Annotated in this window: 17 protein-coding genes and 3 pseudogenes; 10 read left to right on the forward strand and 10 right to left on the reverse strand. The window is 73.6% G+C overall.

Annotated features, from left to right (window positions below):
* Positions 1 to 92 precede the first annotated feature (92 nt).
* Together GA0070606_RS06745 and GA0070606_RS06750 are read left to right on the forward strand one after the other, a co-directional pair.
* Positions 93 to 815, forward strand: coding sequence for a glycosyltransferase family protein (locus GA0070606_RS06745; RefSeq protein ID WP_281191067.1), 723 nt, complete (start codon positions 93 to 95; stop codon positions 813 to 815).
* Entirely contained in the window at positions 812 to 1,864 is a 1,053-nt protein-coding gene (locus GA0070606_RS06750; protein WP_091107389.1) for a PseG/SpsG family protein, read from the forward strand. Before GA0070606_RS06745 ends, GA0070606_RS06750 begins: the two co-directional genes overlap by 4 nt.
* A 10-nt stretch (positions 1,865 to 1,874) precedes the next feature.
* On the opposite strand, the gene GA0070606_RS32400 is transcribed toward GA0070606_RS06750, so the two are convergent.
* Positions 1,875 to 2,048: a hypothetical protein gene (locus GA0070606_RS32400; protein WP_176737255.1), complete on the reverse strand. Its 174-nt coding sequence runs from the start codon at positions 2,046 to 2,048 to the stop codon at positions 1,875 to 1,877.
* Positions 2,045 to 2,263, reverse strand: a complete 219-nt coding sequence (locus GA0070606_RS06755; protein WP_091096036.1) for a hypothetical protein — start codon at positions 2,261 to 2,263, stop codon at positions 2,045 to 2,047. The genes GA0070606_RS32400 and GA0070606_RS06755 overlap by 4 nt, the downstream gene beginning before the upstream one ends.
* 456 nt (positions 2,264 to 2,719) lie before the next feature.
* On the opposite strand from GA0070606_RS06755, the gene GA0070606_RS06765 reads away from it, so the two are divergent.
* Positions 2,720 to 4,156, forward strand: a complete 1,437-nt coding sequence (locus tag GA0070606_RS06765) for a helix-turn-helix domain-containing protein (RefSeq protein WP_425413030.1) — start codon at positions 2,720 to 2,722, stop codon at positions 4,154 to 4,156.
* Here GA0070606_RS06765 and GA0070606_RS06770 read toward each other — a convergent pair whose 3' ends face one another.
* Positions 4,157 to 4,723, reverse strand: coding sequence for an NUDIX hydrolase (locus tag GA0070606_RS06770; protein ID WP_091096039.1), 567 nt, complete (start codon positions 4,721 to 4,723; stop codon positions 4,157 to 4,159).
* 65 nt (positions 4,724 to 4,788) lie between these two features.
* Positions 4,789 to 6,750, reverse strand: a complete 1,962-nt coding sequence (locus GA0070606_RS06775; protein WP_141721603.1) for a hypothetical protein — start codon at positions 6,748 to 6,750, stop codon at positions 4,789 to 4,791.
* 193 nt (positions 6,751 to 6,943) lie between these two features.
* Here GA0070606_RS06775 and GA0070606_RS06780 point away from each other — a divergent pair, with 193 nt between their 5' ends.
* From GA0070606_RS06780 to GA0070606_RS06795, 4 genes are all read left to right on the forward strand, one after another.
* Positions 6,944 to 7,552 (forward strand): alpha-ketoglutarate-dependent dioxygenase AlkB, encoded by a 609-nt coding sequence (locus GA0070606_RS06780; protein ID WP_091107393.1) that lies wholly within the window; start codon positions 6,944 to 6,946, stop codon positions 7,550 to 7,552.
* Between the two features lie 380 nt (positions 7,553 to 7,932).
* The gene (locus GA0070606_RS06785) at positions 7,933 to 9,612 is read left to right on the forward strand and encodes a glycosyltransferase family 39 protein (RefSeq protein ID WP_091096044.1); all 1,680 of its coding nucleotides are present in this window, start codon (positions 7,933 to 7,935) and stop codon (positions 9,610 to 9,612) included.
* Entirely contained in the window at positions 9,554 to 10,777 is a 1,224-nt protein-coding gene (locus tag GA0070606_RS06790; RefSeq protein ID WP_091096046.1) for a glycosyltransferase family 2 protein, read from the forward strand. Before GA0070606_RS06785 ends, GA0070606_RS06790 begins: the two co-directional genes overlap by 59 nt.
* Before the next feature lie 252 nt (positions 10,778 to 11,029).
* A complete protein-coding gene (locus GA0070606_RS06795; RefSeq protein WP_091096048.1) occupies positions 11,030 to 12,376 on the forward strand; it encodes a uracil-xanthine permease family protein in 1,347 nt (448 codons plus the stop codon).
* A 376-nt stretch (positions 12,377 to 12,752) separates the two neighbouring features.
* Here the strand turns inward: GA0070606_RS06795 and GA0070606_RS06800 are convergent, their stop codons facing one another.
* From GA0070606_RS06800 to GA0070606_RS06810, 5 genes and pseudogenes are all read right to left on the reverse strand, one after another.
* Positions 12,753 to 15,242 carry a DNA gyrase/topoisomerase IV subunit A gene (locus GA0070606_RS06800; RefSeq protein ID WP_091096050.1) on the reverse strand — a complete coding sequence of 830 codons (2,490 nt, stop codon included), beginning with the start codon at positions 15,240 to 15,242 and terminating at the stop codon, positions 12,753 to 12,755.
* Positions 15,243 to 15,271: 29 nt separating this feature from the next.
* Positions 15,272 to 15,907 (reverse strand): annotated as a pseudogene (locus GA0070606_RS33850) (toprim domain-containing protein); the annotation flags it as partial.
* 9 nt (positions 15,908 to 15,916) lie between these two features.
* Positions 15,917 to 17,368: pseudogene (locus tag GA0070606_RS33855) on the reverse strand (Hint domain-containing protein); the annotation flags it as partial.
* A pseudogene (locus GA0070606_RS33860) lies at positions 17,363 to 18,781 on the reverse strand (ATP-binding protein); the annotation flags it as partial. The pseudogenes GA0070606_RS33860 and GA0070606_RS33855, both read right to left, overlap by 6 nt.
* Positions 18,782 to 18,989: 208 nt before the next feature.
* Complete coding sequence (locus GA0070606_RS06810) at positions 18,990 to 20,555, reverse strand: hypothetical protein (protein ID WP_141721604.1); 1,566 nt, start codon at positions 20,553 to 20,555, stop codon at positions 18,990 to 18,992.
* A gap of 847 nt (positions 20,556 to 21,402) precedes the next feature.
* On the opposite strand from GA0070606_RS06810, the gene GA0070606_RS06815 reads away from it, so the two are divergent.
* Together GA0070606_RS06815 and GA0070606_RS06820 are read left to right on the forward strand one after the other, a co-directional pair.
* Positions 21,403 to 22,062, forward strand: a complete 660-nt coding sequence (locus GA0070606_RS06815) for a class I SAM-dependent methyltransferase (protein WP_091096056.1) — start codon at positions 21,403 to 21,405, stop codon at positions 22,060 to 22,062.
* A gap of 250 nt (positions 22,063 to 22,312) precedes the next feature.
* Positions 22,313 to 23,572 (forward strand): SGNH/GDSL hydrolase family protein, encoded by a 1,260-nt coding sequence (locus GA0070606_RS06820; protein ID WP_091096057.1) that lies wholly within the window; start codon positions 22,313 to 22,315, stop codon positions 23,570 to 23,572.
* Between the two features lie 187 nt (positions 23,573 to 23,759).
* Here GA0070606_RS06820 and GA0070606_RS06825 read toward each other — a convergent pair whose 3' ends face one another.
* Complete coding sequence (locus GA0070606_RS06825) at positions 23,760 to 24,248, reverse strand: RrF2 family transcriptional regulator (RefSeq protein ID WP_091096059.1); 489 nt, start codon at positions 24,246 to 24,248, stop codon at positions 23,760 to 23,762.
* A 101-nt stretch (positions 24,249 to 24,349) separates the two neighbouring features.
* On the opposite strand from GA0070606_RS06825, the gene GA0070606_RS06830 reads away from it, so the two are divergent.
* The gene (locus GA0070606_RS06830) at positions 24,350 to 25,630 is read left to right on the forward strand and encodes a globin domain-containing protein (RefSeq protein WP_281191068.1); all 1,281 of its coding nucleotides are present in this window, start codon (positions 24,350 to 24,352) and stop codon (positions 25,628 to 25,630) included.

Consider the following 25,630-nt stretch of genomic DNA (forward strand, 5'->3'; position numbering starts at 1 on the left):
CACCCGACCGGGCCGCCGCCGGCACCCGACCGGCGTCCGGCCCGACCGACCCGGGCCACCGACCGACGGAACCGGCCGGCACCGGCCCCCGGATCGTCGGCGTCGTGCAGGCCCGGATGGGCTCGTCGCGGCTGCCCGGCAAGGTGCTGCGTCCGCTGGCCGGGCGCAGCGTCCTCGGCCGGGTGGTGCGGGCCGCGCGGGAGAGCGGCGTACTCGCCGATCTGGTGGTCGCCACCAGCACCGAGGCCGCCGACGACGCCGTGGTGGCCGAGTGCGACCGGCTGGGCGTGGCGTGGCACCGGGGCCCCGTCGACGACGTGCTCACCCGCTTCGTCGGCGCGCTCGACGCCCACCCCGGCGACGCGGTGATGCGCTTCACCGCCGACTGCCCGCTGCTCGACCCCGAGATCATCGCGCTGGTCGCGGCGGTCTGGCGCGCGGTGCCCGGCCTCGACTACGCCAGCACGTCCATCGCCCGCACCCTCCCCCGGGGCCTGGACGTCGAGATCGTCCGGGCGGAGACGCTGCGGACGCTGGACCGGCTCGCCACCGAACACCACCGGGTGCACGTGACCTCCTACGCGTACTCCCGCCCGGAGCTGTTCCGGGTGCTCGGGGTGACGCTCACCCCGGACCGGTCGGACCTGCGGCTCACCCTCGACACCGAGGCGGACTGGACCCTGGTGCGGGCGGTGACCGACCATTTCGGGGACGTCAGCGTGCCGCTGGCCAAGCTCGCCGACTGGCTCGACGGGCAACCGGCGCTGCGCGCCGTCAACGCCGGCGTACGACAGAAGCGGCTGGAGGAGTCCTGAGCACCCTACGCGTCGGACTGCGCTGCGACGCCGGGCCGCGCCGCGGCGTCGGTCACCTCGTCCGCTGCCTCGCCCTCGGCGAGGAGTTCCTCGCCCGGGGGGCCTCGGTCGAGGTGTTCGGCACCGTCGAGCGGGTCGGCTGGGCGGGCGCCCAACTGGCCGCCCGCGGCATCCCGCTGCGCCCCGGCCCGCAGACCCCACGGGACCTCGCCGGGACCGCGCGCCGGCACGCGCTGGACGTGATGGTGCTCGACTCCTACGAGCTGGACCCGGCCGGGGCGGGCGCGCTGCGGCAGGCGGGCGTGCTGACCCTGGCCGTCGTCGACGGAGACACCCGGGGGCAGGACGCCGACCTCTACCTCGACCAGAACTTCGGCGCGTCGACCGCCGCGCCGGCCGGGCGGCTGCTCGCCGGCAGCGCGTACGCCCTGCTGCGGGACTCGGTGGTGGCCGCCCGGCCCGCGGCGCCCCGGCCCCCGACGGCGGTGCGGCGGCCCCGGGTGCTGGCGTTCTTCGGCGGCACCGACGCGGTCGGCGCGGCCCCGGTGCTGACCCGGATGCTGCTGGCCACCGGGCACCCGATGGACCTCACCGTCGTCGTTGGCCGGCCCGAGGTGGAGGCGGAACTGGCGGCCGTGCCGCCGGGGCGGGGGCAGTCGCTGCGCCCGGTGCCGCCCACCGACGAGCTGCCCGCGCTGATCGGCGCGGCGGACCTGGTGGTCAGCGCGGCCGGCACCTCCACCTGGGAGCTGTGCTGCCTCGGCGCGCCGTCGGCCCTGGTCTGCGTGGTGGACAACCAGCGCGAGTCGTACCGCCGGGTGGTCGAGGCCGGCCTCGTCGCCGGCCTCGGCGAGCTGCCGGAGCTGGCCGCCGCCGGGATGCCGGGGCGGGCGGCGCGGGCCGCCGCCGCCCGCACCCTCACCGGCCTGCTCTCCTCCCCCGAACGCCGCACCGCCCTCTCCGCCCGCGCCTGGTCCACCGTGGACGGGCTGGGCCGGGGCCGGGTGGTCGACGCGGTGCTGGCCGCCCTCGCCGCCGCGCCGGCCTGATCCGCCGGGCTCAGACCAGGCGTCGGACGCGCACCCTGGGCTGCTCGTTGCGCAGGTGGCCCAGCTTGTGCTGGCGGACCTGCTCGTCCCACACCTCCTGGTCGTAGTCCGGGTCCGGCGGGATCCACCTGTGGGAGCCGTCGCTGTAGTGGAACTTCTCGTCGCCGGCCCGCAGGATGCTCACCGCAGCCAGCCGAGGAAGCGCCGGTGCAGCGTGCCGGCCGGCGCCCAGGTCAGGTCCTCGGCGGCGCGCACGAACTGCGCGCCCATGTAGAGCGCCAGCGACATCGGCGCTCCCGCGAACTCCGCCCGCAACTCCTGCCGGCGGGTCCGGCAGGGCCAGGGCGCGCCGCACCCACCGCAGCTCCAGACCGGCAGCACCGGGCCGTGGGCGGTCACCGTGGACCACTGAGCAGAGGTACGTAGTGCGCCCGCTTCCGGATCCATTGCCGCCGTTCGGGGCAGGGGTGGAGCCGGCCGCACCCGCACAGGCCCAGCCCCACCTCGACGTGACGGGCGAGGATCGCATCGGCGGTCTCGACCTGGACCTGGGCGTACCTGATGAGGGCGGTCACGCCGTGGCTGACGCCCGCGGTCAGCCCGCCGCAGCTCTGTGGTGGCGAGTGACGGCTTTCCCGCCATGCGCGGAACAGGCGCCGCAGCAGCCCGTGGCTGCGGCCTCGGGCCGGCTCGACTGGTGGGTCCTCGGGGTCGAAAAACATGCCCGAGACGATCCCGGCGACCGTGGCCTGGCGGCCATGTCGGCTGGCCATGTCACTGTGCCATGAGCGGGCTCGACCTGCACGGATACCACTTCTAAGCTCCTGACCGAGCACCATGGGTAGTCACGTCACGATGCTGAGGGCTGCTGTGCCGCTCGATCATCTTCGGATTCCCGGCGAGTTCTGGTCGCGCGAGCGCGTCCGTGACGTGCTACGGGTCCGCGACATCGGCGTCCTGTTCCGGCTCCTCAGCCGGCACACCGGGGCAAGCCAGACGCGAATCGGAGCCGCCGTCGGTTTGGAACAGGGCTACGTCAGCCGGATCATCGCCGGACGAAAGGTGACCTCCATCGACGTGCTGGAACGGATCGCCGACGGGTGCGGCATGCCCGACGAGGCCCGGATGATGCTCGGCCTCGCGCCCCGTCAACGTTCATGTCACCGGGACATGGCCGTCGGCCCCAATGGTCGAGAGAGTGACGTGCCGGTCAACCAGTCCTGGCGCGAGGACATCCGCGCCGCCATGCAGCTGTGGGAAGGCGACGTGAACCGCCGAGACATGCTCCGTCAGGCAGTGTTCAGCTCCGCCGGTTACACCCTCCCGGCCCTACGTTGGTTCACAGCCCCTACCTCGCAGCCCGTCGCGCAGAACGGCCGGCGGACGGTCGGTCAGCCTGACATCGACACTATCCAGGAGATGGCCACCACCTACCGGCGACTCGACAACCAGTACGGCGGCGGCCACAACCGCGATACCGTTGCCCGCTACCTCCACCACGAGGTGACGCCTCTGGTGACCGAAGGCCGCTACGACCCGACGACCGGCCGCAGGCTGCTCGCCGCCGTCGTCGAACTGGCTCAGCTCGCCGGCTGGCAGGCGTACGACATGGCCGAACACGGTCTCGCCCAGCGCTACCTCACCCACGCCCTTGACCTCGCTCGGGCTACCGAAGACGTTGGCCTGGGTGCTGAGATCCTCGCCGCCATGAGCCACCAAGCCACCTACCTCGGCCACACCGCAACCGGCGTTGACCTCGCCCGTGCCGCCCGGCAGACGGCACACCGCGCCGGCCTCACCGTGCTCGCAGCCGAGGCGCTGGTCATGGAGGCCCACGCCCACGCCGCCGCCCGCGACGAACGCGCCTGCGCCACTGCACTGCACCACGCAGAACGAGCCCTTGACCGGGCCGACCGCAGCAGCGACCCGCAATGGCTGGGCTACTTCGACGAGGCGTATCTGTTCGCCAAGTTCGGCCACTGCTTCCACGCCCTCGGCCAAAATCAGCGGGCCGAACGTTTCGCCGCCCGCTCCCTGCGCATGGACGAGCGCTACGTACGCGGCAAAGCCTTCAACCTGGTCCTTCTCGCCTCCATCCACGCTCAACAGGGAGAGCCGGAACGCGCCAGCGCCATCGGAACCGAGGCCCTCACCCTGACCTCGCAGCTACGGTCGGCCCGGGCCGTGCGCTACCTGCGCGACCTGCAAACCCAGCTCACGACGCATCGTCGCCTGCCGGCGGTACGGCACTTCGTCACCCGCGTCGACGTGGTCCTTGGCCATCGTCGCTGATCACAGCTCGCCCCGAGCTTTGCGCGCGACCAGCTCCAACACCGCCATCACCGTGCCGGCACCCACGATCTCACCCCGGGACACCAGATCCCGCGTCTCCTCCAACGGGATCCAGGCCACCCGCTCGGCCTCGTTGACATCCACCGGAGCGCCGACGTGCACCGCGTCGCGGGCCAGGAACAGCAGGTTCTCCGCGTCCGCCGTGGCCACCCACGGTTGGAACGACAGCAACGGTTCCACGGCAACCGGACGCCAACCGGTCTCCTCCTCAACCTCCCGGATCGCGCAAGCCGCCGGCTGCTCACCATCGTCGACATAGCCACCCGGCAACTCCCAGACCCACCGGTCGAACACGAACCGATGCCGGCGCATCAGCAGCAGACGCTCCCGCTCGTCGAGCACGGCGACCATCGCCGACCGGGGTGCCCGGATCACGTACTGCTCGAATCTGACGCCGTCCGGCAGCTCGACGTCGGCGATGCTCAACCGCGCCCGGCGGCTGCCGTCCACCACCCGCTCGCCGTGAATCGTCCACCGGGTCGACTCGTTAACCTGCTCCTCCGCCACTCGACCAGTATCCCGATCACCCGGCCCGCTGCACCGTCCTTCGTGGTCGGCGGTGACGGACGTCGTCAGGGCAGGAGTTCGAGGGTGACGCGGGAGCGTAGCTCCGGGCGTTCGGCGAGGAGCCGCTCGACGACCGCCGCGGCCTCCGGCCCGGTGGCGAGGAAGCGGATCGGCCGCCGCTCCCGTTCCATCAGGGCCGCAGAGCGGGCCGGCTCGGCCAGCGGCATGTTGTAGAACGCGGGCGCGGAGTCGCCGTGGGTGCCCTGGAGGGTGGCGAGGAAGAGCGTCTCCAGGTAGCCCTCCCGCCGGTGCTCGCTGACCACGACGGTGACCGCGCCGGCGCGTACCGGCGCGTGGGCCAGCGCGCGCACGGTCACGTCGGCCTGCCGGGGCCGGTCCAGCAGGCCCGACCACCAGGCCGCCGCCCAGGTGGTGCTGCGGACGCCGAACGGCTGGGCGAAGATCCCGCCGCCGCGCGCCAGGCCGGCCGCCCCGGCCGTCGCCGCCACCAGCGACAGCGCGACCAGTGACCGGGCGACCGGGCCGGCCCGGCCCGGGTTCCGCCGGACGCGCCACGGGACCGGCCGCAGCAGGAACACCGCACCCACCCCGACGAAGAGGATCACCAGCAGCAGGTGCAGCGTCTTGCCGTAGTAGTAGCGCGGGTCGCTGCCCTGGAGGGTGAACCAGAGGTGGAAACCGGCGGCGAAGGCCAGCGCGGCGCCCAGCGCGCCCGCGTACCGGCGCCACACCGGCAGCCGCAGCCCGCCGGCGAGCAGCCCCGCGCCGACCACGCCGACAAGCGCCAGGTAGGCGTCGTAGCGGGGGAAGACGCCCCCGCCGGTGGCGGCGTTGTCGACCTGGTCGGTGAAGACCAGCCCCGCCACGCTGGGCAGCGGCGTCAGCACGGCCGTGGCCGCCGCCACCGTCGCGGCCAGCCAGGGCCGCCGGCGCACGGCCCGCCGGTGCCGGACCAGCCACGCCAGCACCAGCGCACCAACCACCGGCAGGAACATCAGGTACGCGAAGCCGATGCCGACGCAGAGCGCCCCGAGCAGGCAGAGCTGGGTGCCGGTGCGGGCCACCGGCCGGCACACCAGCGCGACCAGGATCGCGGTCAGCGCCAGGCCGAGGCTCTCCCCCGGGTAGCCGTACACGACGAAGCGGGCCAGCTCCGAGCCCAGGGCGAGGGCGGTGACGGCGGCGGCCAGGGCGACGGCGCGCAGCGGGTCGAGCAGCCGGCCGGCGATCCGCCCGGCGGCCCAGACCACCGCGAGCACCAGCAGGGCGTACGCGGCCAGCGACCAGCCGAGGTAGTGCTCCAGCGTGCTGGCCGGCGAGCCGGGCGCGGTCGACGAGCGCAGGAACCCGTCCAGCAGCGCGGCGGTGACGTGGAAGCCCTGCGGATACCAGACCATCGCCTCGGGGGCGATCCGCGCCGCGCCGTCCGGGTCGGCGAACAGGTAGCCGCCGACCGCGCGGACGCCCTCCACGGCGGCCAGGTGCCGGCTGTTGTCCTCGCCCGTCATCGCGTACGCCAGCCGGCCGGCCAGGCCGTCGGCGCGCAGGTACGGCCAGGCCAGGGCCAGCGTCGCCAGCATCGCCGCGACGACCGGGGCCGCGTCGGCCGGCGCCGGACGCGGCAGGCGCGGCCGGGCGCCGGTGACCAGGGCGAGGCCGAGCAGCGCGGTCAGCGCCGTGCCGGCCACCGGCACCGGGTGCAGGCCCCACGGCCACACCGAGAAGAGCAGGGCGGCGGCGCAGAGCGCCCCGAGCAGCAGCGCCGTGGCCAGCACCAGCCGGTCCAGCAGGGTGCGCCCGGCCCGCAGCAGCGCGGCCGTCAGCACGAGCACGAGCGGTGGGAGCACGGCGGCCACGCCCAGCGCGTACGCCAGCAGCGGGACGACCCAGGCGGCGGCGAGCCACCCGACGGCGGTTGCCGGACGGCGGACCCGGTTCGCCCGGGCCGGCTCCGGCGGGGCCGCCGGGCGGGGCGCCACCGGCACTCGGGTGGAACTGCTCTGCACTGGTCGTCTCCTCGGCGCGCGGCCCGCCCGGGCCCGGACGCAGCCGCCTCACGGTAGGGGCGGCCCGCCGACGTTTGACGACGCCGACGTGTGCGCCAGGTGACGGGCGGGCGACGAGCTGCCCCGCGTCGTACACGTGTGCCAACCCGGCGGGTAGGCTGGGCGGGTGACCGGGGCCGCCTACCAGCCGTCGATGCTGGACCTCACCGTCGCGGGGCCGTCGCTGGGGCCGCTGGCCGGCCGGCTGCGCCGGCATCCGCTCACCCGGGGCGCGTGGGTCGACCACCTGCCCGGCTGGGTCGCCGGCTCCGACGAGGTCTTCGACACCCTGCTGCGGGACGTGCCGTGGCGGGCCGAGCGCCGCACCATGTACGACTCCGAGGTCGACGTGCCGCGGCTGCTCTGCTGGTATTCCGGCCAGCGCCCGCTGCCGCATCCGCTGCTGGCCGAGGCGCGCGCCGCGCTCACCCGGCACTACGCGCCCGAGCTGGGCGAGCCCTTCGTCACCGCCGGCATGTGCCTCTACCGCTCCGGCCGCGACAGCGTCGCCTGGCACGGCGACACCCAGGGCCGCTCCGCGCACACCGACACCATGGTCGCCATCGTCTCGTTCGGCTCGCCCCGCACGCTGCTGCTGCGCCCCCGGGGCGGCGGCGACAGCCTGCGCTTCCCGCTCGGGCACGGCGACCTCGTGGTGATGGGCGGCTCCTGCCAGCGCACCTGGGAGCACGCGGTGCCGAAGACCGCCCGTCCCGTCGGGCCCCGCGTCAGCGTCCAGTTCCGCCCCGCCGGCGTCGCCTGACCGACCCGGCGGCCCTGGCTGCCGCCGGAGCGGCTCGGCCGGCGGCTGGACCTGGCACGGCTCTTCCTGCCCGAGCCGACCGGGCGCGCCCGGACTCGTTCGCCGCGCAGCACGCCGTCGCCCTCCCCGGGCGGGGCCGAGCGGGCGGGCCGAGCGGGCGGCCGAGCGGGCGGAGGGGACCGGCCGATCGGCGTCGGCCACCCCACCGTTCGACCGAGGGCCGGCAGGGTGGAAACCTGCGGCATAGTCTGGCGTGGATCGATGTCGATTGTCTTATGTCGAATGTCGCCTTCTGGGTCGAGTCGGTGCCCCCACCGTCACGGATCGTCGTGTTAGCTTGACGATCCAATCACTCTCCGCTGTCTCCTTGGAGCATTCCCGTGCCCGATGGACGTCCGACCGCGCGGCCGACCGACGCTCGTGCCCCGTTCGGCCTGCTTCGTCGCCACGTCGGGCTCGTCGTCGTGCTCGTCGCGGGTCTCGCGCTGCGCATCGCCATGATGGTCGCGTATCCGCCCGCGTTGTGGTTCCAGGGCGACTCCGGCACCTACCTGCGGCACTCGGCCGAGTGGCCGGCGATGCCGGCCCGGTGGACGTACCCGTGGCTACTCAAGGCCTTCGAGTGGACCGGCACCGTCGCCTCCGTGGTGGCCCTGCAGCACCTCGCCGGGCTCGCCCTGGGCGTCGCGTCCTACCTGCTGCTGCGCCGCCTGGGCGTCGGCCCGTGGCCGGCCACGCTCGCCGCGACGCCGATCCTGCTCGACGCCACGCAGCTCACGCTGGAGCAGTACCTGCTCACCGAGACCCTGTTCACCACCGCGCTGGCCGTCGCCGCGCTGCTGCTGGTGCGGCGCGAACGGCCCGGCACGCTCGCCGCCCTCGGCGCGGGCGTCGCCGTCGCCCTGGCCATGGCGACCCGACCCACCGGCGTGATCGCCGTCGGCGCCCTGCTGCTGTTCCTGCTCGTGCGGTGGCGGGGCTGGCGGGCGCCGGCCGCGTACCTGCTCGGCATCGCCGTCTTCTTCGGCGCCGCGTTCGCCGGCATCGGCACCGTCAAGGGCGCGCTCGGCCTGGAGGGCGGCAAGTTCCTCTACGGACGGACGGCGCAGATCGCCGACTGCGACCGGCTGGAACTGCGCCCCGGGCTGCGCAAGCTCTGCCCGACGCAGCCGCTGGACCAGCGCCCCGCCCGGCCCGACTGGTTCATCTGGAACCGGGACAGCCCCATCCGCAACGCCGAACGGCCGGAGGATCTCGACGAGTTCGCCCGCGAGGTGCTGCGCCAGCAGCCCGGCGACTACCTTGCCGCCGCGGCGTCCGACACCGCCCGGTACTTCTGGCCGACGCCGCTCGCGCCGACCGAGTCGTGCCTGGCCACCTGGTGGCGACCGCAGCCCGCGCCGACGAACTGGGCCGCGGACTACGACTGCGTACCACGCACCGCCGGCCCCGACTACCAGTGGCGGCCGGCGCCCTCGCAGGACGTCGAGCCGAACGCGGCCAGCCGGTTCCTGCACGCCTACGGCCGGTACGGGGTGACCCCGCCGCCGGTCCTGGCCGCCATGGTGCTGCTCGCGCTGGTCGGGGCGGTGTGGCCGCGCCGTGGCCGGCTTCGGCTGAGCCTGATCGCCCTGCTGTACGCCGGCATCGGCCTCGGGATCATGGTCTTCTCCGTGGCCACGTCCATGTTCGAACTCCGCTACGGCCTGCCGGCCCTGGCGTTCCTCCCGATCGCCGCCGCGCTCGGCTGGCAGCGGCTGCGGTCGACACCACATCCGACGGACCGGCCCACGCCGGCCGACGGGGAACCGGTCGGGCCCACACCGGCCGACGGAAAATCGGTCGGGCGCACACCGGCCGACGGAAAACCGCACGGGCTCACACCGGCCGACGGAAAGCCGCACGGGCTCACACCGACCGGCGAGGACCCGCACGGACCCACGCCGGCCGACGGCGAGCCGGAACGGCCCGCCTCCACCACGGCAGAAAGCAACGGGGATCATGACGAACGAACCGGAGATCGAGGTCACGGTGCTTCTGCCGTGCCTCAACGAGGCTGAGACGCTCGAGGTCTGCGTCCGCAAGGCGCTGCGCTCGCTGCGGGAGTGCGGAGTCGACGGGGAGGTGCTGGTCTCCGACAACGGCTCCACCGACGGGTCGCAGGAGATCGCCGAACGCGCCGGCGCCCGCGTGGTGCACGCCCCTGTCCGCGGCTACGGCGGCGCCCTCCAGTTCGGCATCGACCAGGCGCGCGGCCGGTACGTCATCATGGCCGACGCCGACGACTCGTACGCCCTGTCGGAACTCGGCCCGTTCGTCGAGGCGCTGCGCGCCGGCCACGACGTGGTGATGGGCAACCGGTTCCGGGGCGGAATCGCGCCGGGTGCCATGCCACCCCTGCACCGCTACCTGGGCAACCCCGTCCTGAGCTGGCTCGGCCGTCGGCTGTTCGGGCTGCGCGAGGTGCGGGACTTCCACTGCGGCATGCGCGGCTTCAACACCGAGCGGATCCGCGCGCTCGGGCTGTGCATGCCCGGCATGGAGTTCGCCTCCGAGCTGGTGGTGCGCGCCGCGCTGGCCGGGTACGACATCGTCGAGGTGCCGACCACGCTCTCGCCCGACGGCCGGTCCCGCCCACCGCACCTGCGTACCTGGCGGGACGGCTGGCGGCACCTGCGGTTCCTGCTGGTCTTCGCGCCGCGCAAGACCCTGGTCCGACCCGGCGCCACCCTGGCCGCGCTCGGGCTGGCCGGGGTGGGCGCGCTCACCCCGGGCCCGCTGAGCCTCGGCCCGGTCCGCCTCGACGTCAGCACACTGGTGTACGCCTGCCTGATGGTGCTCGTCGGGGTGCAGCTCGTGCTCTTCGGTGGCCTCGCCGAGATCTACGGACGGCAGGAGCGGCTCGCCCCGCAGCGCGCGTCGGACCGTTGGATCCGCCTGCTGCGGCTGGAGACCAGCGTCACCGTCGGCCTGTTGTTGCTCGTCGCCGGCACGGCCGGCACCGTCGGGGCGGTCGCCTACTGGGGGCTGGACGGGTTCGGCGACCTCAACCCGCACGACACGCTGCGCGTGGTGCTCCCGTCGGCCACCGCGATCGCGCTCGGTGTGGTCGTGCTCTTCTCCGGCCTGGTGGGCAGCCTGCTCACGCTGCGCCCCACGCACCCGACTCCGCCGATCACCCGCCAGCCCACCCCCACCCACGACCGCCTCGTCACCAACCACTAACCCACCCACCCTCTCCCCCGCCCGCCCCCACCCGCTCGCGGCGATCTTGCACTTCCTGCCCCGACAAAGTCGGCATATCTCGCATAGCGTGGGCACAAAGTGCAAGATCGCCGCGCGGGGCGGCTTTGAGGCGCCGCCGCGCGGTGCGAGGAGTGCAGGGGTGAGGGCGGGGGTGGGGTGGGGTTCTGCTAGAAACGACTCCTGGGTTTCGTCACCGCCCCCGTCACCTCTTGACGACGCGAAGGGCCACCCATGACAGAAGCTCCCACCGAGCCGCGCTCCCGCTGGTCCGCCTGGACAATCCACGGCGACGGCCGGTCCGTCCGCCCCGGCGACGTGGTCCACCCCGGCGAACGGCTCTCCTGGCCGCGCACCCTCGGCATCGGCGTGCAGCACGTCGTGGCGATGTTCGGCGCCACGTTCACCGTGCCGCTGATCACCGGCTTCCCGCCGGCCACCACGCTGTTCTTCTCCGGGATCGGCACGCTGCTGTTCCTGCTGATCACCGGCAACCGGCTGCCCTCGTACCTCGGCTCGTCGTTCGCCTTCATCGCCCCCGTGCTGGCCGCGAAGGCCGGCGGGGACATCGGCCCGGCGCTCGGCGGCATCGTCGTCGCCGGCGTCGCGCTGGCCGCCGTCGGGCTGGTCGTGCAGCTCGCCGGGTCACGCTGGATCGACGCGCTGATGCCGCCGGTGGTGACCGGGGCGATCGTCGCGCTCATCGGCCTGAACCTCGCCCCGGTCGCCTGGGACGGCGGGGGCAGCGGCACCGGGGTGAAGGCCCAGCCGCTGATCGCCGTGGTGACCCTGGCCGCGATCCTGCTCGCCACTGTGGCCTTCCGCGGCTTCCTGGCCCGGCTGTCCATTCTGCTCGGCGTGCTGGTCGGTTGGCTGCTCGCCGCCGCGCTCGGCGACCTGGACCCGAAGGCCGTCGACGGGCTGCGCGACGCCGCCTGGATCGGCCTGCCGGAGTTCCACGCGCCGAGTTTCAGTCTGCGCGCGGTGGTGCTGGTCATCCCCGTGATCCTGGTGCTGATCGCCGAGAACGCCGGACACGTCAAGGCAGTCGCCGCGATGACCGGCCGCAACCTGGACAGGGACATGGGCCGGGCGTTCATGGGCGACGGCCTGGCCACCGTGCTCGCCGGCTCCGGCGGCGGCTCCGGCACCACCACCTACGCCGAGAACATCGGCGTCATGGCCGCCACCCGCGTCTACTCCACGGCCGCGTACTGGGTGGCCGGGCTCGCGGCGGTGCTGCTCGGACTCAGCCCGAAGTTCGGCGCGCTGATCCTCACCGTGCCGGCGGGCGTGCTCGGCGGCGCCACCACCGCCCTCTACGGCCTCATCGCCATCCTCGGCGCCCGGATCTGGATCGAGAACCGGGTGGACTTCCACGACCCGGTGAACCTGATGACGGCGGCGGTCGCGCTGATCGTCGGCGCGGCCAACTACACCCTCACCGCCGGCGATCTGTCCTTCAACGGCATCGCCCTGGGCACCGCCGCCGCCCTGGTCATCTACCACGGCATGCGCCTGGTGGCCCACCTGCGCGGAACCACCCCCGAACCCCGCCAAACCCCCGACCCCGAACTCTGACCCACCACCCACCCCGGCCTCGCCCCGCCGGCCGACCGGCCGGCTGGCCGACCGGCCGTCGGCCGTCGGCCGTCGGCCGTCGGCCGACCCTGTTGATCATGACGTTGTCGGCAATCGCCACGGCGTATCGCGACGACAACGTCATGATCAACGCTAAGCGGCCAGTGCGCGGAGCCCGGGCCGCGCGGGAGCCCGGGCCGCGCGGGAGCCCGGGCCGCGCGGGAGCCCGGGCCGCGCGGGAGCCCGGGCCGCGCGGGAGCCCGGGCCGCGCGGGAGCCCGGGCCGCGCGGGAGCCCGGGCCGCGCGGGAGCCCGGGCTCCGGGCGCGGAGGATGGGCGCGCGCCCCGGACCTCGGGTCCGGGGCGCGCGGGGGGGGTCAGTCGCGTTCGACCTGGTGGCCGACGACGGTCGGGCCGAGCATGACGGCGAAGCCGGAGCCGTCGCGGCGCGGATCCGCCGCCGGCAGCTCCACCGGCTCGCCCGTGGCGGTGGCACCCACCGGACGCGGCCCCACCCAGGCCACGACCACGTCGGTCTCACCCTTGAGGAACCGGTGGGCACGCACCCCGCCGGTCGCCCTGCCCTTCGCCGGGTACGCCTGGAACGGCGTCACCTTGACCGTCGCGCCCGTGGAGGTGACCACCATCGGCTCACCGTGCGCCGGGTCGTCGGTGCGGACCGCGCCGAAGAACACCACCCGCGCGCCGGCCGGCAGGTTGATGCCCGCCATGCCGCCGCCCTTGAGGCCCTGCGGGCGCACGAGCCCGGCGGCGAAGCGCAGCAGCGACGCCTCGGAGGTGACGAACGTGAGCGTCTCCGCCCCGTCGGTCAGCCAGGTCGCCCCGACCACCTCGTCGCCCTCGCGCAGGCCGATCACCTCGAACTCGTCGGAACGGACGGGCCACTCCGGCGCGCAGACCTTGACCACGCCCTGCCGGGTGCCCAGCGCCAGCCCCGGGGAGCCCTCGGCCGTCGGCCCGAGCGGCGCCAGCCCCACCACGGTCTCGCCGGGCTCCAGCGGCACCAGCTCGGCGGCGGCCATCCCGCCGCGCAGCGACACCGTCCCGGCCTGCTCGGGCAGCACCGGCAGCGGCAGCACGTCGACCTTGAACGCGCGGCCTGCGCTGGTCACCAGCAACACCCGGCCCCGGGCGGTGGAGTGCACCACGGCGCGTACGGCGTCGTGCTTGACCCGGCCGTGCCGCCGGCGACCCTCGGACGCCTCCTCCGACTCCGCCGCCGTCCGGGCGACCAGCCCGGTCGCGGACAGGATCACCTGGCACGGGTCGTCGGCGACCTCCAGCGGGCCGGCCGGCGCGGACGCGGCCAGCACCTCCTTCAGGTCGCCGTCGACGAGCGTGGTGCGGCGCGGGGCGCCGAACTGCTTGACGACGGCCGCCAGCTCGTCGGAGACGACCTTCTTCAGCACCTTCGGGTCGTCGAGGATCGTCGAGAGCTGGGCGATCTCCGTGCGCAGCTTCTCCTGCTCGGCCTCCAGCTCGATCCGGTCGTACCTGGTCAGCCGGCGCAGCGGAGTGTCCAGGATGTAGGTCGCCTGGATCTCGGAGAGCCTGAACTTCTGCATCAGGCCGTCCTTGGCGGCCTGGGCGTCCTCGCTGGCCCGGATCAGCTTGACCACCTTGTCGATGTCGAGCAGGGCGATCAGCAGGCCGTCGACCAGGTGCAGCCGCTCCTCGCGCTTGCGGCGGCGGTAGGAGCTGCGCCGGGTCACGACCTCGTAGCGGTGGGCCAGGAAGACCTCCAGCAGCGCCTTCAACCCGAGGGTCTGCGGCTGCCCGTCGACCAGCACCAGGTTGTTGACGCCGAACGACTGCTCCAGCGGGGTGAGCCGGTAGAGGTCGGCGAGCAGCGCCTGCGGGTTGACGCCGACCTTGCACTCGATGACCAGGCGGGTGCCGCTCTCCCGGTCGGTGAGGTCCTTGACGTCGGCGATGCCGGTGAGCCGCTTGGTCTTGTTGACCTCGTTGGTGATGGCCGCGATGACCTTCTCCGCGCCGACGCCGTACGGCAGTTCGACGACGGTGATCGCCTGCCGGCCCCGGCTGCCCTCCAGCGGGCCGATCTCGACCTTGCCCCGCATGCGGACCACGCCGCGCCCGGTCTCGTAGGCCCGGCGCACCTCGTCGAGGCCGAGGAGCAGGCCGCCGGTGGGCAGATCGGGGCCGGGGACGAACTCCATCAGCTTGTCTAGCGTGGCGTCCGGGTGGTTGATCAGCCAGCGGGCGGCCGAGACGACCTCGCCGAGGTTGTGCGGGATCATGTTGGTGGCCATGCCGACCGCGATCCCGGACGCGCCGTTGACCAGCAGGTTGGGGAACGCGGCGGGCAGCACCGTGGGCTGGGTCAGCGAGCCGTCGTAGTTGGGCTCGACGTCGACCGTGTCCTCGCCCATCTCGCCGACGAGCAGCATCGCCTCCCGGGACATTCGGGCCTCGGTGTAACGTGCTGCCGCCGGTCCGTCGTCCTGGCTTCCGAAATTTCCATGCCCGTCGATGAGTGGCACGTTCAGCGAGAAGTCCTGCGCCAGCCGGACCATCGCGTCGTAGATGGCGGTGTCGCCGTGCGGGTGGTAGCGGCCCATCACGTCACCGACCACCCGAGCCGACTTGACGTGGGCGCGATCGGGGCGGAAACCGGACTCGTACATCGACCAGAGGATGCGGCGGTGCACCGGCTTGAGGCCGTCGCGGGCGTCGGGCAGGGCCCGGGAGTGGATCACCGAGAAGGCGTACTCCAGGTAGGAGTCGGAGACTTCGGTGACCAGCGGATTGTCGAAGACCCGCGCGCCGGCCTGGTCGAAGGCGGACAGGTCCACCTTGGCGCGGTCGTCCTTGCGGCGTGCCATCGTTCAGTTTCCCTTTCGGCGGACGGTGCTCATGCGTCGATCGCCTCGCGGTCGACCCGGTCGGCGGAGTCGATCAGCCAGTTGCGGCGCGGCTCCACCTTCTCCCCCATCAGCAGTTCGAGGATCCGCTCGGCGGCGTCGACGTCGTCGAGGGTGATCCGGCGGACCGCCCGGGTGGCCGGGTTCATCGTGGTCTCCCACAGCTCGTCGGCGTCCATCTCGCCGAGGCCCTTGAAGCGCGGGATCGGGGTGACGATCTGCTTGCCGGCCTTCTCCAGCTTGCGGACCGTCGCCTCCATCTCGGCCTGGGTGTAGGTGTAGATCGTCTGCGGGTTGCGCCCCTTCGTGGTGATCTTGTGCAGGGGCGGCATCGCGGCGTAGAGCCGGCCAGCCTCGATCAGCGGCCGCATGTAGCGGGCGAAGAGCGTGATCAGCAGCGTGCGGATGTGCGCGCCGTCCACGTCGGCGTCGGCCATGATCAGCACTCGGCCGTAGCGCATGGCCGACAGGTCGAAGGTGCGGCCGGAACCGGCCCCGAGCACCTGCACGATCGCCGCGCACTCGGCATTGTCCAGCACCTGCTGGAGGTTGGCCTTCTGCACGTTGAGGATCTTGCCCCGGATCGGAAGAAGCGCCTGATATTCGGCCGTGCGTGCAACCCGCGCACTGTTGTGGACGAAGACTCCGGCCTCAAGGGCGAAGTTGTGGTGACCCTCGACCGTCAGGTCATACACGTCTGCGGTCTCATCGAGCCGCTCCACCGATACGACATGGTGGTTGACCAGGCCGACCGACTCCCGCAGACGGGTGTAGTCGCCGTCGTAGAGGGCGAGGAGCCGGTCGAACCGCAGACCGGTGCGCGCGCTCCGGAGGCGCTCGGCCTCGTACGCTTGCGCAAGTTCGGCGTCCGGCAGCCCCAGCAGCGGGGCGAGGCGCCGAAGCGCTGCCAGGCGCCTGCCCTCCTGCTGACGATCCACCCGTTCCGCCCGGGGCACGTTGGCCACGTACGCGGCCCGGCCCGCCTGGGCCTTGGCGAGGTGACCGGTAGCCGGGTCCGACATTCGCCGCTTCATCAGGCGTGAGTGGCGTTCGCCGAATTCCGGATTGTCCTCGTGCCAGGCCAGCACCGCGTTGCGCTGGCGTTCCCGCTCGGCGGGATCGGCGAACTGCTCGACGGTCTTTCGCGAACGCCAGGCACGCAACCCGGGATCGTCCCACTGCCGCACTGCACGGTCACGCCACTCCTGGCGACGAGCGGGATCGGCAAAATACCTGCGGACGCGGTCGGCGGCGGCCTCTCGGTGCTCAGGCTTCGACCAGTACTGCGCCTGTCGGTCGCGCATCCGATCGGCGTAGGCGCGCCGCTCGTCGTCGCTGAGCGCGTTGTACCAGTCCTGGAAGGCCTGTTCGATCTTCGCCCGGAACGCGGGTGACTCGTTGAGCGCGAACAGCCGGGCAAGGCATGCCTCACGGAAGGCAGGATCACGCCACTGCGCGGTGAGCATGGCGGACTTGAATTCCCGGCCACCGTTGTCGAACCACTCCCGCCAGCCCGCCTGGACGTGTTCGCCCATCATCGCGGCGTGCAGTGCCGAATGATCGGCCCAGGTCATCCGCTGGATGTTCCGCGGATCGTTGTTGCGCTTGTTGATGTCGACGTGGTGACGGACGTTGCCGTTGGCGGCGCTGTCCCTTCCGTGACGGAGATTCCACGCGTCCGCGAGGTAGTGGGTGTAGACCCACTCCTCGCGATCGTTCATCCAGACCCGTTCGTATCCGTGCAGTTTATGCCCCTCGGCCTTGCTGGAGACGCTTCGATAGAGCGGCATCAGCGATTCGCCGGGGGCCAGGGCGTCGGCGCGCCGATAGGAGCCGTCACGTAGCCGGAAGAGGTGGTCCGGTGTGCACCGCACCGACTCACCGTTGTCGAGGACGACTCGGACGAGCGGAGCGTTTCGCTTGGTCAGACGCGGTTCCACCAGAGGAGCGATCACCACACGGCCAGCCTTGTTGGTCGTGTAGCCGAAATGGGTCACTCCCTGAGCCCAGTCGGCTGCCAGATCGGCGAAGGACCTGGCCTCGCCCGAGGCGAGCGCCACCATGGTGTCGCCGGTAAAGCACCCCAACGCGCTGTCACCCTCGACGATGAACAGCTCGCTGCGATCGACCCCGGTGGCGCGGCAGTCGACCAGCTTGGGTGGCATCGACGCGCCCTCCAGGGCGGTCTTGCGGCGGGCGGCGTCCTTCTGCTGCTTCTGGGTCAGCCGCACCCGGGCCGCGTCGACGATCTTCTGCAGGACCGTACGCGCCTCGGCCTTGGTCCTGCGGTCCTCCAGCCAGGCCTTCAGGTGCTGCTCGACAAGCGACTGGATCACCTTGGTGATGCCGGCGGTGGAGAGCTCGTCCTTGGTCTGCGAGGTGAACTGCGGCTCCGGGATCCGCACGTGCACGACCGCGGTCATGCCCTCCAGGACGTCGTCCAGGGTGGGCGGATCCTCCTTGGCCTTGAGCAGGCCACGGGTGTTGCGGACGGCGTCGGCGAGGGTGCGCGCCAGGGCCCGCTCGAAGCCCTTGCGGTGGGTGCCGCCGTGCGCGTTGCGGATGGTGTTGGTGAAGCATTCGACGGTGCGCTCGTAGCCCGTGCCCCACCGGAAGGCCACCTCGACCTCGGCCCGGCGCTGCACGTTGGACTGCATCACCCCGTTGGCGTCGGCGGCGTTCTCGCGGTAGGTGCCCTCGCCGGTGACCATCAGCGTGCCGGAGACGGGCCGGTCGCCGGCCGGGGCGAGGAACTCCACCATGTCGGTCAGCCCGTTGGGGTAGTGGAATTTCTCCTCGGTCGGCTCCTCGCCGGTGTGGTCGCGCAGCGTGTAGCTGACGCCGGGGACCAGGAACGCGGTGTTGCGCAGCTTCGTCCGCACGGCGTCGGCGTCCAGCGCGGCACCGGTCTCGAAGTAGCGCGCGTCATGCCACCAGCGGATCGAGGTGCCGGTGCGCTGGCCGCGCTTCATCGCGCCGACGATCTGGAGCCCGGGGCCGGGGGTGAAGGCGGCGTCGGGGCCGTCGCCGTCGAAGATGCCCGGCACGCCGTGCCGGAACGACATCGCGTGGATCTTGCCGCCCCGGCGGACGGTGACGTCGAACCGACGGGACAGGGCGTTGACCGCCGAGGCGCCCACGCCGTGCAGGCCGCCGGAGGTCTTGTAGCCGGAGCCGCCGAACTTGCCGCCGGCGTGCAGCCGGGTCAGCACCAGCTCGACGCCGGAGATGCCCGACTTGGCGTGCACGTCGGTGGGGATGCCGCGCCCGTCGTCGTCGACCTGGACCGAGCCGTCGACGTGCAGCGTCACCTCGACCTTCGTGGCGTGGCCGGCGACGCCCTCGTCGGTCGAGTTGTCGAGGATCTCGTTGACGAGGTGACCCACGCCACGGCTGTCGGTGGAGCCGATGTACATGCCGGGCCGCTTGCGGACGGCGTCCAGCCCTTCGAGGTGCGTGAGGTCGTCGGCCCCGTACAGGGTCTCAGGCTCTGCGGTCAACTGGTCGTACTCCCGGGTCTCGGCGGTGTGGTGCCGCGTCCGACATCGTCGGTCGGCCGGCGCGCCGGAGCGAGCCTAACCGGGAGATGCGACAGGACGACGGCGCCCCGCAGCGAGGCCCGCACCACGTCGCGGTGCGGGCCTCGGCGGCGTCGTCGCGCGGTGTGTCCGGATCCGGCGCCGACCGGCGCCGTGACCGGTTCGCGGGTCAGCCGGCCGCGGGTGGGTCCACCTGGACAACAACCGAGCCGTACCCGACGTTCCCGACGCTGTCGACGGCCGCCACGTAGAGGGTGTTCGTGCCGTGGGCCGGGGTGGTCAGGGTCACCGACACCGTCCTGCCGGGGTAGCCGAGGGTGGTGCCGGCCTCCGCCTCCTCGGTGGGCGGGCTGCTCCAGCCGTACCGGAAGCTCACCACGTCGGAGTCGGGCGAGCGGAGCTTGTACGTGTAGAACTGCCCGGGCGGGGCGGGGTTGGTGACCGGGTCGACGGTCACCGTGGGAGCCGTGTCGTCGACGGTGAACTCGCACCACGGCGACCAGGGGCTGACCATGCCGTAGGGCGCGGCGTCGGTGCTGCGGGTCCGCCAGGCGTACGCGCCGCCGCCGTTGACGCCGGTCACGGGCGCCGTGGTGGACCGTGCGCCGGCGGTCACCGTCGCGCCGGCCGGCGGGGTCAGTCGCGGCGTGCTGCTGTCGTAGCTGCCCGAGGCGGGGACCTCCAGCAGCTCGTACGTGGTCTGCAGGGTCTGGCCGGCGTCCGCGTCGGGGAAGACGGCGGAGAGGGTCGGCGCGGTCGGCAGGGCGACCCGGCCGCCGGCGACGCAGTCCTGCCCGCCGGCCTGGAGGCCGGTCGGCTGACCGGGCAGGGAGTCGTAGTCGACCAGCAGGCGGGCCTCGTCCGGGTAGAACTTCTTGTACCGGTTCTGGTCGCTCTCGCCGGTGCCCGTCGAGTCGCTGCACGCGCAGAAGCCGAAGGTGATCGAGGCTGCTCCGGTGCCGGCCTGGGTGCGGACGGCCGCCGTGACGTTGCTGCCGGTGAAGTTCATGACGGCGTCGGGCTGCGGACCGGTGGCGCAGGCGCTGGCGCTGGCGCTCGCCCTGAGCGCGGTCAGCGCGGGGGCCCAGGCGGTGCGGGGGGTGCTCGCGACGGGTGCCGACTGGTGCATGTAGGTCGGCGTGGCGAAGCAGCTCCAGGAGTGGTCCAGCTTCATCCGGACGTACGCCGACTGGATGTGCTTGCCCGCGAGCACGCCGGTCGGGAACTCGAAGTACGAGCGGTAGGTGCGGTTGCTGTCGGGGGTGTAGCCGACGATCGCCCGGGTGGTGTCGCTGTTGGTGAAGTTGTCGCTGGTGGCGTACGCCCAGCGGCTCCTGACGGCCGACCACGACGGGTCGATGTAGACCGGGAAGGCGGCCTTCGCCGGGTCGAGCAGGCCCGGCGTGGGGCGCAGCACCAGGTCGCCGGCGGCGTCGATGGCGGTGGCGACCGGAGCGGTCCGGGCCCCCGCGCCGGGGCCGGCGGCGGAGGACCGTCCCGCCGCCGACCTGCCGGTGACGGAGGCGGAGTCCCACATCTCCGCAGGCGCGCTGCGCGCCACCTCGACGGCGCCGGCGTGCGCCCGCAGCGAGCCGTCCGCGTCGCGCCGGACCCGCACGTCGCCGCCGAGGTCGAAGCGGATCTCCCGCAGGGCGGGGTCGGCGGCCGCCTGCGGGGTCTTCACCGTGAGGACGTGCGTGAATCCGGTGCGGGTGGCCCGCAGGACCAGGTCCACGCCGGGCAGCACCTCGGGATAGGTGGCGGCGTCGCCTTCGACGACCGGCGCGGGAAGCGCGTGCGGCCAGGACAGGGTCAGGGACTTCCCACCGTTGGTCAGCGTGGTGGCCGGGCCGCGCCCGCCGGCCGGCCGAGAACCGAACGTCGGCCGGGGAGACCGCCGGACGGAACCCGTCGGCGCCGTCGCGGCGCAGGGTGAGGTCGATGTCGGCCCACGACCCGTCGGCCCGGCGGACCCGCTGCGGGACGGCGGCGGATTCGGCCACGAAGCCGCCGGAGGGCTTGGCGAAGACCTGGGTCAGTTCGGTGCGGGCGGCGAGCACCTCCACCCGCCGGCCGGTCCGCGCGGCCGTCGCGGTGGCCCGCTGCGCCTCGGCGGCGGCGCCCGTGCCGGCGGCGGTCGGCTGCGGCGCGGCCGACGCGGGCGCGGCCAACGCGGTGGCGCCGAGCGCCACCACCAGCCCGGCCGCCGCGAGACGACGGACGGATCGGTTCTGGATCAGGACAGCGTGCATCGAGCGGCCAGCGGCCACCGCAACCCCCGTGGAAGTAGGAAGCCGGACGCCCGGAACTGTAGAGACGGACTTCGACCGGTGTCCATAGCCGTCACATCCTGTGAGCACAAGCGGGACATAGGCCCTCACGACCGCCCCGCCGTCGCCGCTCGGTCGACGCTCCGTCAGGCGACGCTCGATGCCTCGTGCCCCGGAGGGAGCGCCGGAGGACGGAACGGCCCGGCGGCGTCGGCTGCGGGTCTGGCGTGCCGGCCGGCGGATGTCGGTACCGGCCCCTAGGCTCGTGGCGGTCGCGCCGGGCGGGAGCGCCGACGTCAGTTGGGGGCTGGGATGGGCGGCGAGGATCGGGCCGACAGGTTGTCGGCGGAGTCGCTCGCGGCGGGCGATCCGACCGGCTGGTTCGAGCGGCTCTACACCGAGGCGCAGCGGGGCGACGCGGTCGTGCCGTGGGACCGGGAGGCGCCGCACGGGATGCTCGTCGGGTGGGCCGCCGCGCGGGGGCTGGCGGGGTCGGGCCGACGGGCGGTCGTGGTGGGCTGCGGCTACGGGCGGGACGCCGAGCACGTCGCCGGGCTGGGCTTCGCCACGGTGGCCTTCGACGTCTCCCCCACCGCCGTCGAAGGGGCGCGGCGGCGGCACCCGCGTTCCGCCGTGGACTACCGGGTCGCCGACCTGTTCGACCCGCCGGCGGGCTGGCGGCACGGCTTCGACCTGGTGGTGGAGAGCATGACCGTGCAGGCGTTGCCGGTCGAGCTTCGCGGGGCCGCGACCGCCGCCGTGGCCTCGCTGGTCGCGCCGGGCGGCACGCTGTTGGTGATCGCCGCCGGGCGCGGCGACGACGAGGCCCCGCCGGCCGGGCCGCCGTGGCCGCTGAGCCGTGCCGAGGTGGCCGGGTTCGCCGTCGACGGCGTAACGCCCGTCGAGGTCGAGGCCCACGAGGACCCCGCGGGCGTACGCCGCTGGCGCGCCGAGTTCCGCCGGCCCGCCTGACCCGTCCCACCCGACTTCCCCCGCGGCCAGCCGTGGGTCGGATCCGCCCGCCGCGACCCGCCGCGACCCGCCGCGCGCCGGTCGCGCGCCGGTCGCGCGCCGGTCGCGACCGGATGGTGACCCGGCGACCCGCCGGACGTTCCTCCCGCCGAAAGTTTTCGTGACAAGCCATTGACGTCCGTCGCACGCCGGTGATGTGATCGCGGCCCCAGAGGATCTTTCACATTTCGATGGACAGTTGGAGGACGTCATGTCCAGGATCCGTCGTACCGCTCTCGCGGCGGCGCTCGCCGTGGCCGCCGCAGCCCTGTCGACCGCCGTCGGGCTGCCCGCCCCGGCCACGGCGGCGCCGCCCACGGCCGCGGTGGCGCTCGGCGACAGCTTCATCAGCGGCGAGGGCGCCGGGGCGTACACCCCGGTGGTCGACGTCAACGGCACGGCGCAGGGCTTCCCGGGCTGGACCGCGCCGAACAGCAACGCGTTCTTCTGCCACCGCTCGGCGAACGCCTCACTGCACCGGGCGAGCCTGCCGGGCATCCAGGACCGGTTCAACCTCGCGTGCTCCGGCGGCCAGCCGCACGACATCGCCGCCGTCTCCTCCGCCCGCACGGGTGGCCGGCAGGTCGCCGCCCAGCTCGACCAGCTCCGCGCGGTCGCCCGTACCCACGACATCGACCTGGTGCTGCTCGGCCTCGGCTCGAACAACAGCTCGTTCACCTTCGGCGACGTCGCGGAGAAGTGCGCCAACCGCTTCATCGCCGACGCCTGGACCGGCTGGTGGGAGTTCTGGGCCTATCTGGGCGGGCCGGTGGAGCAGGAGCCCTGCACGGACGCCGACCTGGCCACCGCCGCCCAGTGGAACGCCGCGACCGCGGAGACCACGGCGGCGGTACGCCAGCTGCTCACGACGCTGCGCGAGATCGACGCCGACGGCCAGCACCGGATCGTCTTCCAGGACTACACCAACCCGCTGCCGTTCGACCTCGAACCGGCGTTCCACAGCGAGGACAGCCGGGACGACACGCGGGACAAGTTCCGGGCGCTGGGCGCCGAGCGGTACGCGGCCGGCTGCCCGATCCACCGGGCCAGCCTGCTGCCGGGGCACCGCTTCTCGCAGGGCCTGGGCACGCTGGTGAGGTCGGCCCGGGACAGCATGGCCGCCGAGTTCCCCGGCGCGGACCTGGTCTACCTCAACGTGCAGCGGGCCTTCGACGGCGCCCGGCTCTGCGAGTCGACGACCAGCCCGGCCGGTGCGCTGGCCACCCCGATCCGGCTTCAGGACAACCCGCCGAACGGCACCTTCGTCACCAGCCTGGAGGGCAAGGACAAGATCGCCATCCAGCGGATCGCGAACACCTGCGTGACCTACTTCCAGACCTGCCAGGAATCCTGGCACCCGAACGCCGCCGGCCACCAGGTGCTCGGGCAGTGCCTGAGCGGGGCCGCCGCCACCGGCGCCCGCGCGGTCTCCTGCGTCCGCGCCGGCGACGGCTCGATCACCGTCTCCTGACCCGGGCGGCCCGCACCGGGCCCCGTGCCGTCAGGCGCGGGGCCCGGTAGCTGTCCGGCACGGGCCCGGTAGCTGTCCGGCACGGGCCCGGCAGCTGTCCGGCACGGGCCCGGCAGCGGACGGCACGGGCCCGGTGAGGTCCGGCCCGGGGCCCGGTGACGTCTCGTCCTCGGCCTGCCCCGGGCCGTCAGGCGCGGGGCCCGGTGACGTCTCGCACCGGCCCCGTGCCGTCGGGCACGGGGCCCCGGGCGCGGGGCAGGCCGAGGGTGAGCAGCACGGGGCCGACCGGCCCGTCGACGAGGCCGCCGAGGGTCACCCCGTCCAGCACCGCGAGGAACGCGTCCCGGGCACGGCGCAGTTCCCCCCGCAGCCGGCAGGCCGCCCGCAGCGAGCAGGCCGGCTCGTCGCAGGACACCACCTCGTCGTCGCCCTCGAAGGCCCGGACCACCCGGCCCACCGTGATGTCGTGGCCGCCCTCGGCGAGGGCCACCCCGCCCGAGCGGCCCCGGATGGTGACCAGCACCCCGATCCGCTGCAACCGCTGGACCACCTTCGCGACGTGGTTGCGGGGCAGCTCCAGCTGGTCGGACAGCTCGTCCACGGTCATCCGGCGCGGGTTCGCGGCGGCCAGCATGGCGATCCGCAGCGCCATGTCGGTGGACCGGTTGAGCTTCACGTACCGACCCTAGCCAGCGCGGACACCGGCCACCACGGGCCGACGGGCCAGGTTTGTGATCCAGGCGACCCTCGACCCGGGACCTTCGACCCTGAAGAGGTATCTCGAATTCCTGTTTTGCTGACAGGGCCCGAGCGGTTCAGCCCAGAAGGAGACAAGTCGTGCTCTCGGAGTCCTCAGCAGCAGTGGTGACGGCGACCCTGCCCGCCGTGCAGGCGCACGGCGAGGCGATCACCGGCCGGTTCTACCAGCGGATGTTCGACGCCCATCCCGAGCTGCTCGACATCTTCAACCGCGGCAACCAGGCCACCGGGGCGCAGAAGGCCGCGCTCGCGGCGGCCGTGGTCGCGTACGCGGAGCACCTGACCGGCGGCAGCGACGCGCCGTGGGGCCCGATCCTCGACCGGATCGCGCACAAGCACGCCTCCCTCGGCATCACCCCCGCCCAGTACACGATCGTCGGCCGCCACCTGCTCGCCGCCGTCGGCGAGGTGCTCGGCGACGCGGTCACCCCGGAGGTCGCCGCCGCCTGGGACGAGGTGTACTGGCTGCTGGCCTGCGAACTGGTCGCGCGGGAGGCCCGCCTCTACCTCGGGGCCGGGCTCGACGAGGGCGGATCGGTGTGGCGGGACTGGCGGGTCACCGGCCGGGTCGCCGAGGCCCTGGACGTCGTCTCGTTCACCCTGGTCCCGGCCGACGGCGGCCCGGTGCCCACCTTCGTCCCCGGCCAGTACGCCTCGGTCGCCGTCGACCTGGACGGCGGTCGCGGGCAGCAGATCCGCCAGTACAGCCTCTCCGGCCGGCCCGGGGCCGACCACTGGCGGATCACCGTGAAGCGGGTCCGCGGCGTCGACGGCGCCCCCGACGGCATGGTCTCCACCTTCCTGCACGAGCACGTTGCCGAGGGCGACGTCCTGCGGCTCAGCCCGCCCTTCGGCGAGGTCTGCGCGGTCGCCGGCGAGGGCCCGCTGCTGCTGGTCAGCGCCGGGATCGGGCTGACCCCCGCGATGGCCGCGCTGGAGCACCTGGCGGCCACCGAGCCGCAGCGCCCGGTGGTGCTGGTGCACGCCGACCGGGCCGGCGCGGCGCACGCGTTCCGCGGCGAGCTGCCGCGCCTGCACGCCGCGCTGCCCAACCTGCGGACCGCGCTCTGGTACGAGGACGTCACCGACGCCGAGGTCGCCGGGCTGACCGCCGAGGTGGCCGGCGGTCGCGTCGACCCGGCCCTGATCCCGCTCTCCCCCGACGCCCACGTGCACCTCTGCGGGCCGCTGCCGTTCATGAACGTCGTCCGCGGTGGCCTGCTGCGCCGGGGCGTGCCGGCGGAGCGGATCGCCTACGAGGTGTTCGGGCCGGGCATGCTCCGCGACGACCGGGCCTGA

This window comes from Micromonospora citrea, from assembly GCF_900090315.1.
Classification (GTDB): domain Bacteria; phylum Actinomycetota; class Actinomycetes; order Mycobacteriales; family Micromonosporaceae; genus Micromonospora; species Micromonospora citrea.